The following is an 8,088-nucleotide window of genomic DNA, read 5'->3' on the forward strand; positions in this document are numbered from 1 at the left end:
ACTGCCCAAAACCCGTTTTATTGATGCAAAAAAGTTCATCACATTTCCAACTTAGAACATATAAATCCCCACACGCCCCATCATTCCTCCCTCAAGTCTCTAGTCACTAGCCACTAATCTCAAATCTCTAGCCTCAAACAACTAACAGTCACTAGATTCTTCGGCTTCGCCTCAGAATGACAGACACTCATCCCTAGGCTCTAATCTCCAGTCTCTAGCCTCTAGTCTCTAATCTGTTTTTACTAGATTAAACACAAAGATTTCAAAGAGGTTTTTTATGTCCCGTTTACGCGTTTTGGTTTTGATGGGCGGTCCATCTACTGAACATGATGTTTCTGTCGTCAGCGGCACAGGCGTTGTGCGTGCCATGGATCCGGAAAAGTACAACATCCACCCCGTGCTCATCGATAAAGACGGCACTTGGCATTGGTCTTCCCGCGAACTCTCTCCGTACCAGAAAACGAATTTTTCCGTCAACTATTTCCACAGCCTCGAAGGCACCGCTGCAAACAAGAAGAAGTCCCCGGCACTTTCGGAACTTCCGTCGGCAGATATCGCGTTCCTCGCACTGCATGGCAAATGGGGCGAAGACGGCCACATCCAGGCGATGCTTGAAAACTGGAATATTCCTTACACGGGCTGCGGTCTCCTCGCATCTGCTCTCGCCATGGACAAGGTCAAGACGAAAGAAATTTTCAAGGCAAACAACATCCCGACTCCGCCTTACCGCGTCATTTGGAAGCACGACTTCACAGGCGACACGCTCGTGAACGTCTCCGACGAACTCGGATTCCCGTTGGTCATCAAGGATCCGCTGGGAGGTTCATCCATCGGCATCGGCATTGCGAAAGATCTCGACGAAGCCGCTAAAATCGCACAAGACTTGTTTAAAGATTCCAACCGCTTGCTCTGCGAAAAATTCATTGCAGGCGGCGAAGCAAGCTGCGGCTACATCGAAGGCGAAAAGCCCTTGCCGCCCACCGAAATGCGCATGACAACCCGCGAATACTTCGACTTTGAAGCCAAGTACAACGGCGAATGCCAAGAAGTGACTCCGGCGGAATTTACACCGGAGCTCACCGCACGCATCCAAGAACTCGTGAAAAATGCCCATTACGCCTTGGGTGGCGCAGGCTACAGCCGCACGGATGTCCGCATCACGAAGGATGGCGAACTCTTTGCGATTGAAACGAACACGCTCCCGGGCATGACCCCGACATCGCTTTTGCCGCAACAGGCTGCTTGCGTCGGCATCACCTACAGCCAGCTCATCGATTTAATTATCGACAAGAGCCTGGAGATAAAGAGGTAGTGGTTAGTGGCTAGTGGTTAGGGGTTAAAATCGTGGCGAAGCCGCCCTGTTTACTAACCACTGTTTACTAACCACTTAAATCATCCCTGTTTACTAACCACTGTTTACTAACCACTAAATTCATCCTAATGACCAACTACGACCTAATAGTAGATACCTCCCGCAAGGGAATTTCGATGGCACTTTGTGCGGACTCGGTTTACGAAGAAATCGTGGATCCGACAGGCAAAGGCGAAATATTAAGTGCAAGCCTAGATTCATTGCTTGCTAAAGTCGGTGCTACACTCGACAACGTAAAACGCGTCATGGTGACAGTCGGGCCGGGATCGTTCAGCGGACTGCGTACAGGCGTTGCGTTCTGCCAAGGGCTCTGCTTCAGCGGAAAACGCAATTTGTACGGAGCAACGACATTGCAAGCGCTCGCCTGTTTTTCAGGAGTCGCCGACAGCGATACAGCGGTCGTCATCCGCGCACGCAACGGGTTCTGGTATCTACGTCTGAACAACGAAGAAAGCTTTATCGAAACTGCAGAAGTCGTCGAGCGGCTCAAATCAAGCTCTGTCACCAAAGCGGTAGTCGATGCGGCAGCCCTCGCTGACGAATCGCTCGTCGCCATGTTCAAGGACAAAGGAATCGAAACCATCCTCGACACGGACAAGCCGCTCAGCATGTGGTCACCGCTTTTTGAAACCATCAAGCCTTCGCTCATCCAAGAAGCAAACTACATCCAGCCATCGTACTTCGAGAAGCTGAAGGTGTAGAATAGTGGTTGGTGGTTAGTAAACAGTAGAATGTATGAGGAACGCGTCATCCCGAGAAGCGAAGCGGAGGGGATCCAGTTACGTTAGACGAAAGACGAGAGAACGCCCTTCGGGCTACAGACGAAAGAGGTTTTGAATATTGTAGGAAGTAGGCGGTAGGAAGTAGGCGGTAGGAAGTAGACAGTAAAAAGCAAAAGGAAAACGTCATCCTGGAGGGAGCTTAGCGACCGATAGGATCCAGTGAATTTTAGTGGTTAGTAAAAAGGATAAGCAAATGCAATTGCGACTGATGACAGAAAACGACTTGCAGCAAGTTCTCGAACTGCAACGGGAACTTGCATTTCAAGATTGGAACGAAAAACAGTTCCTGTCTGAAATCCGTGCAAGCTACGCCTACTGCGTCGTCTGCGAATCTTCAGAAGCAACAGACGGAAACAGCCTGGGCCAGATACCAAACGGAACACTCTTAGGCTATGCGATTTTCCATTTGCTCGGTCCCGACTCCGAACTGTTGAGCATCGCCACACGCGGTACAGAACAACGCAAAGGCATCGGCACACAACTTTTAAAAGCAGGCTTGGACAAACTCACAAACGATGACGACCAATGCTTTTTAGAAGTCCGTGACGGGAACACAAAAGCTCGCAATTTTTACGAAAAACACGGATTCAAACTGTACAATATCCGCAAAAAGTATTACTCCGACGGCGAAGACGCGGCACTATATAAGTACACAAAATCTTTAGGGAAAGCAACTAAAAAAACTTTATAAGAAACAGCAACAGGTAATTATTTTGTCAAAAATATTAAAATTCAACAAGAACGAAAGTTTAAAGAAAAAGAATATCCGCATCGGCATTGCGTTGCTTGTGCTACTAGCAATCGCCATTGTCACATACGCGATCTTTGAAAAAAGCGGGCACTGGCTCGTCGAAGAAGACGAATTCAAGCACGCCAAATGGGTCGCCGTTCTCGACGGTCAAAGCGCCGATTTGGAACGTTCGGACTACGCCGCCAACCTTCTCAGAGAAGGCAAGGTCGATTCCGTGCTCCTGCTTGGCCGCCGCACCCTCCGCGACAGGAGCAATTCCGAATTCTATGTCGAAGATTTCATGAAGCAAGGGGCATTCGACAACAACGTAGTCTTTCTCGTTCCGCACGACGACCCCTCCACCATCAGCGAAGCACGCACTCTTATTCCGTGGTTAAAGAAACACAATGCAGACACAGTGCTCCTAATAACAGATGCGGCATCAACATTCCGCGCCAAAAGAATGTTTCAAAAGCTCTCGGGCAATAGTCCTGTTTACTTAACAACAGACATCCATCACGTTACATACAACCCATCCTGCTGGTACAGCAGTCGCGAGTCACGCAAAGACTGGCTCCGTAGCTGGGCAGCCCTTTTCGCATCGTATTTCGAAACATTCAACACAGACACGCTCACTGCCGCCGACTCCTCTTACTACAGGCCCATCAAATCTTACGCTGATTACAAACGCGAAGTACGAGCAAACGTCAACATGCAAAAGCTCCTCCCGAAGCTCGAAGACAAAATAAACAGCAACTCCGAAAAGGAATCCGCAAAAGAATCTTCAACAGAAAAAACACAAAAAGCAGAGCCGCCAAAAACCGAATCCAAGGAGAACAAAAAAGAACCATCCAAGGATACAAACAAAGCAACGGCAAAAGAACAAACGAAAGCGAAAGAGAGCGCCAAGGACGCAAAGAAAGATCCACCCAAGGCAGCCAATTCCGCCAAGCCACAAGCCCCCGCAAAAGCCAAAAAGTAAAAAAGAAGCTTGCCCATTGCTGAGCAAGCTCTTCTCCTCCTGACACGGTCCCCTAACAGGATTATTCAGCTATTAAAAAGCTCCATTTTTTTACAGTAACGGCATGGCTTCACGCCTGTCAAAAACAAGGTAATGGGTATTGGAGAATTGCAGTCCTTTCTTAATCTTAAAATCAATACGCGACGGGCAAGTGCAATTTGTTCCATACAAACCTGCGGATGACTTAACATATAAAGTATCATTATATGCACCAACTTTAAATTGCACATCTTTTACACCGCATCCCACATCGAGTTCGTTGATGGTAATCATCTCATAACCTTCGCCGATATCGCGTCTCATAGCATAAATCTGCTTTGTCGAAGCGGTATCAATAACAGGGAGCAGTGTTGAATTTGCCAAAGACGGTTTGTCAAGCGTTCGCCTGTCATTCTTGCATACAACATCAACATCCGTCGTAGTCTGTTCCGTCATCACTTCTTCAACCGTAATGACATGAATGTCGTAAATTTCCATCGTATTGTGGAGATTTCTACTAGAGCCATCGTCAAATACAAGCCAACGTGCACTAGAATAAGCAGGAGCATTATCTACTGCAAAATCCACCTTCGAGGGACAGAGACACCTCTGTGCATTCGTAAAATCTAATTTTGCATTCACATAAACCGTATCACCCGATGCATAAACATCTAAAGTATCAATAGTCGCACCGCAAGTCATTGTAACATTCTCAATATTGAACCCAGTGCGTTCCGTACTGACATACCGACCTGCGACCGGCGGAAGAGCATTATCGTATTCTTTAGGCAAAATGGACGCTTCTGACGACGAGCCATCCAGTAAAGGATCTTCGATTGTGACACGAGCACCACATTGGGCAACAGCATCTGTAATTTTCAAATGCGACGGATCCGCAGCAACCGAAGGCGAACTCTTAGGCAAATTAGAAGCAGAAGAGGCAACCGCGACAGATGAAGACAAAGCAACAGAAGAGGACGATGCCACTTTATTCGCAGACGAAGACAAATTCTTTTGGACATTCGCACTAGACGCAGGAGCCGCAGCCGACGAAGAAGCCGCCTTGACAGATGACGAAGACATCTCTTTGCCCGAAGACGAAACAACCTTGCCAGACGACGATTCCGCAACAACACTTGATAAAGCCTCCTCGCCCGAAGAAAGCTCTACAACGCCAGACGACAAATTCCCTTCGGCCAAATCGACTCCAGTCGCAGAAGAATCATCGCCGCAAGCACCCAGCATAAGCGACAACGACGCAACACTCGCAAAAAAAGATGACTTTTTCATAAGAGACTCCTTATTTTACATCAATAAATATATTCTTTTTTTCAGCAAAAGCAATACATTATGCAACAAAAAATTGATTTTTTAATCAAAATCAGCAAATTTTTATTCATTTTTCAATTAATTAAATTCTTTATGCAACACCCTGTTGCATATACAACAAAAAGTTTCACTAATAAAAAAAGTCCCGCCCGTTTAGGCGAGACTTATTCTATCAAGGAGTTACAAGTCAATCCATTTTCGCTTTTAAATTCAACAACCTCATTGTACGAGAACGGTCATAGACAAGATAATTCGCCTTGGTAAAGCGAGAATCTTGCTCAATTTTAAATCTAATGCGCGTAGAGCACAAGCAATTCGTCATCGGTACAGGCTGACTGAATTTCGGGTCCGCATAAAGCGTATCTCCAGACACAACAACATCAATACCTTCAAAAACAATCCCGCACGGTGCATAAACATCGTCCATTTCAATCGCATCAAAACCATCTCCACCGGTAATCCGCCTTGCATAGGGCTGCTCTTTCGAAGCGGTATCAGCAATATCTGACCATGCGCCCACTAAAGCAGGTTTTTCCGCCGTCACGCGGTCATTCCTGCACACCGCCTGGACATCGGATTTCCCCACGTGATACACCTCTTCCACATCATCAACCAAGTCCACAATTTTCATTCTGTTTCCAAAATTGGTGCTGGACCCGTCATCGAGAACAAGAAGCTTTGCTGTGGAATAAGCAGAATCAGCCTCAACGTCGAAATGAACTTTTGACACACAAACGCACTTTTCCGCATCCGAAGGGGCTATTTTCGTTTTCACGTACAACGTATCGCCAGACGGATACACATTCAATGAATCAAACCGGGCGTTACATGCAAACAAAATATTTTCTAGACTGAAACTGACTTTTTTAGCGTCAACACGACGATAGGCAACCGGCGGAAGCGCTAGGCCATCTCCACCAGGAATTGGGTTTCCATCGAGCAAGGGATCTTTTTTTCTTGCCATGCACTCGGCGTAGGCATCCGTCACAGGCAAGATTGGTTCCAAAACAGCCGACGACGAACTCTCCGCTGCAGACGACGACATCGCTGTACTAGAAGACAAAAGCGTCGCGGAACTCGATTCTGCTACAAGATTCGACGAATAGGCAGTCCCGCTCGAAGAGAAAACTGCAATATTCGAAGAAGAAACTGCCATACTCGAAGACGATGTTTCGGAAAGCGAGTCCGTCACAACGTCCGAGCCGTTAGTTGAAGGCAGAACAAAGCTCCCCGCAGAAGAATCCTCACCGCAAGCAGCAAACATCATAGCGGCAATCGCCGAGCAAGCAAAAAACGAAAGCTTTTTCATAATCTTCTCCTTTTAGGAAACCACTAAATTTTCTCATTCATAATATAGACATTTTATTTTGCAAAATCAATACATTCATGCAACAAAAACTAAGATTTTTTAATAATTTTAAGCAATTTTATTAAAATAATAAACATTTACTATCCATATGCAACACTGTGTAGCATAAGAAACAGCGTTAAGCCGTCCTTTGCATAAACCATCGACTTAATATTCTATCGCTTTACAACATGCCTAAAATCAATCTTATATTCTTTTTTATAATTATTTAAATCCCAGTAGAAATAAGAGCCGACCCCATCAACTTCAATTTCAATAGCTATTTGTTCATCGTGTGAACAATCATTTTTTTTATATACATCAGCAAATGAATTGATTATTTCCACTCCTTCATACTTATCTTTATTGTATCTAACGTAATAGATAGGAATACCGGCGTAGACCCATTTCGTTTTACAACCATCTTGCACAATCCATCTAAACATATCAACTGGATGTTCCTTTCCGCTCATTAAATTATTTGCCATGCGCCAAGCAAGCGAATCCTCACAATGATTGGTCATCAATATGGAATACGCTTCGCCCTGTTTTCCCAAAGAAAGAGTTTCCATCATTTCATCATAATCAGCACTCCCCCAAGTATCACACGCAAAAGCGCCGGCAACAAAGAATGCCAATACGGAAGCAATCACAATTATTTTGAACTTGAAATTACTCATTTAACGCTCGTCGTCAACCTAATTCCTTATTTTACAAACACTCAACAAGTTTTTATTTAATGTAATATAGTAATCATATATTTCCTCACTCTAGAGGCAAAGAAGCCAATGGAGTCCATAATACTTTTTTTTGTATTTTATATAAAGTCTTCATAAATATTTTTCGGAGCATTATGAAACAGATTGCATTATTTTTTGCCGTTATCGCCACCACATTAACTCTTGATGCATGTGCCAATTCCGACCCGCGAGGCTACCAACCCATAGAAATCGGAAACACGCCAAACGAAACGCAACTGATCCGTGAAGGCCGCGACACGCAAACGTATATGAACACGAAAATGCCTACGCCATCAAACGCCGAAAGCACCTACATGGGAAAAATGCCCGAAGCAAAAGTTCATTACGAAGAAAAAGAATACATCAAAGTCGATGATAAACTCGACTACGAAAAATTCAAGCACAATTAGCATAGATCCTCGATCAGGTCGAGGATGACGAGTCGTAATGCGGGGATGACACTCACCGCCCACTGCACAAAACTCTTAAACAGCCCACTGTTTACTGCCTACTAACCACTAATCACAAACCATTTTATACTTCCTACCGCCTACTGTCTACTTCCTACTTTTCTATATTTGCTAGCACTATGAGCTTAAAATTTGATACTCCCATTACCGAAGTTCCGCTGTTCCACCAGGGTAAAGTACGCGACATGTACGACCTGGGCGACAGCTTCCTGATGGTCGCCAGCGACCGTCTTTCCGCTTTTGACGTGGTGCTCCCCACCCCGATTCCTGGTAAGGGCAAAATCCTCAACCAGCTTTCGCTGTTCTGGTTCCAGCAC

The 8,088-nt window shown here is 45.5% G+C and carries 9 protein-coding genes; 6 read left to right on the top strand and 3 right to left on the bottom strand.

The features are described from left to right. Positions 1 to 277: 277 nt before the first annotated feature. The 4 genes from IKG78_RS11640 (at position 278) to IKG78_RS11655 (ending at position 3,866) form a co-directional block, all read left to right on the top strand. Positions 278 to 1,312 carry a D-alanine--D-alanine ligase gene (locus IKG78_RS11640; protein WP_290943600.1) on the top strand — a complete coding sequence of 345 codons (1,035 nt, stop codon included), beginning with the start codon at positions 278 to 280 and terminating at the stop codon, positions 1,310 to 1,312. Positions 1,313 to 1,440: 128 nt separating this feature from the next. After that, a complete protein-coding gene (gene tsaB / locus IKG78_RS11645) occupies positions 1,441 to 2,073 on the top strand; it encodes a tRNA (adenosine(37)-N6)-threonylcarbamoyltransferase complex dimerization subunit type 1 TsaB (RefSeq protein ID WP_290943602.1) in 633 nt (210 codons plus the stop codon). A gap of 274 nt (positions 2,074 to 2,347) precedes the next feature. After that, complete coding sequence (locus tag IKG78_RS11650) at positions 2,348 to 2,845, top strand: GNAT family N-acetyltransferase (RefSeq protein ID WP_290943604.1); 498 nt, start codon at positions 2,348 to 2,350, stop codon at positions 2,843 to 2,845. A 22-nt stretch (positions 2,846 to 2,867) separates the two neighbouring features. After that, entirely contained in the window at positions 2,868 to 3,866 is a 999-nt protein-coding gene (locus IKG78_RS11655; protein ID WP_290943606.1) for an ElyC/SanA/YdcF family protein, read from the top strand. Positions 3,867 to 3,956: 90 nt separating this feature from the next. On the opposite strand, the gene IKG78_RS11660 is transcribed toward IKG78_RS11655, so the two are convergent. The 3 genes from IKG78_RS11660 to IKG78_RS11670 all read right to left on the bottom strand — a co-directional run bounded on the left by IKG78_RS11660 (position 3,957) and on the right by IKG78_RS11670 (position 7,241). Next, positions 3,957 to 5,174, bottom strand: a complete 1,218-nt coding sequence (locus IKG78_RS11660) for a hypothetical protein (protein ID WP_290943608.1) — start codon at positions 5,172 to 5,174, stop codon at positions 3,957 to 3,959. Between the two features lie 226 nt (positions 5,175 to 5,400). Further along, a complete protein-coding gene (locus IKG78_RS11665; RefSeq protein ID WP_290943610.1) occupies positions 5,401 to 6,522 on the bottom strand; it encodes a hypothetical protein in 1,122 nt (373 codons plus the stop codon). Between the two features lie 215 nt (positions 6,523 to 6,737). Further along, positions 6,738 to 7,241: a hypothetical protein gene (locus tag IKG78_RS11670; protein ID WP_290943612.1), complete on the bottom strand. Its 504-nt coding sequence runs from the start codon at positions 7,239 to 7,241 to the stop codon at positions 6,738 to 6,740. Between the two features lie 173 nt (positions 7,242 to 7,414). Here IKG78_RS11670 and IKG78_RS11675 point away from each other — a divergent pair, with 173 nt between their 5' ends. Beyond that, on the top strand, positions 7,415 to 7,711 hold the full coding sequence (locus IKG78_RS11675) for a hypothetical protein (RefSeq protein WP_290943614.1): 297 nt from the start codon (positions 7,415 to 7,417) through the stop codon (positions 7,709 to 7,711). A 179-nt stretch (positions 7,712 to 7,890) separates the two neighbouring features. Then, positions 7,891 to 8,088 (top strand): phosphoribosylaminoimidazolesuccinocarboxamide synthase (locus IKG78_RS11680; protein WP_290943617.1); only part of this gene is annotated, 198 nt, incomplete at its 3' end.

It is taken from the genome of Fibrobacter sp. (assembly GCF_017545445.1).
In the GTDB taxonomy this organism is placed as follows: domain Bacteria; phylum Fibrobacterota; class Fibrobacteria; order Fibrobacterales; family Fibrobacteraceae; genus Fibrobacter.